The organism is Paenibacillus chartarius (genome assembly GCF_042432825.1).
Lineage (GTDB): Bacteria > Bacillota > Bacilli > Paenibacillales > NBRC-103111 > Gordoniibacillus > Gordoniibacillus chartarius.
In genome coordinates, this window is sequence record NZ_JBHLWN010000075.1 from 1 (window position 1) to 521 (window position 521).

Sequence of the window (521 nt, forward strand, 5' to 3'; positions counted from 1 at the left end):
CTTCGGCTCCTAGCGCCTAGGCATCCTCCGTGTGCTCTTTCTAGCTTATCCCTAGATGATCAATCGACCACCAGAATTCTTGCTAGCAAGAATCAACCTTAGATTTCTACGCTTTGTGTTTCGTTATCTAGTTTTCAAGGAACAACGGAAAACATATTATCATACTCTCGGGCTCATAATCAAGCGCCAATTTCCGATAGTTAGATGGTGGAGCCAAGCGGGATCGAACCGCTGACCTCCTGCTTGCAAGGCAGGCGCTCTCCCAGCTGAGCTATGGCCCCATGTCTACACCCCAAAAAGTGAAGCAAATGCTCCGAAGCTTATTCCGAATACTTTTCGGGGACCCCGGAATCACTTTTTGTAGGTACAATGGGCCTTAGTGGACTCGAACCACCGACCTCACCCTTATCAGGGGTGCGCTCTAACCAGCTGAGCTAAAGGCCCTCATTTGCTGAGGTATTTCATTAAGCCCCGCTTAAAGCGGGCTCGCTTGGCGGCGTCCTACTCTCCCAAGACCCTGC

General features: G+C 50.7%; 2 tRNA genes. Both read right to left on the reverse strand.

Annotation, left to right across the window (positions count from 1 at the left end):
- Nucleotides 1-205 precede the first annotated feature (205 nt).
- Nucleotides 206-281: transfer RNA gene (locus tag ACFFK0_RS19165), tRNA-Ala, on the reverse strand.
- An 89-nt stretch (nucleotides 282-370) separates the two neighbouring features.
- Nucleotides 371-444: transfer RNA gene (locus ACFFK0_RS19170), tRNA-Ile, on the reverse strand.
- Nucleotides 445-521: the final 77 nt, after the last annotated feature.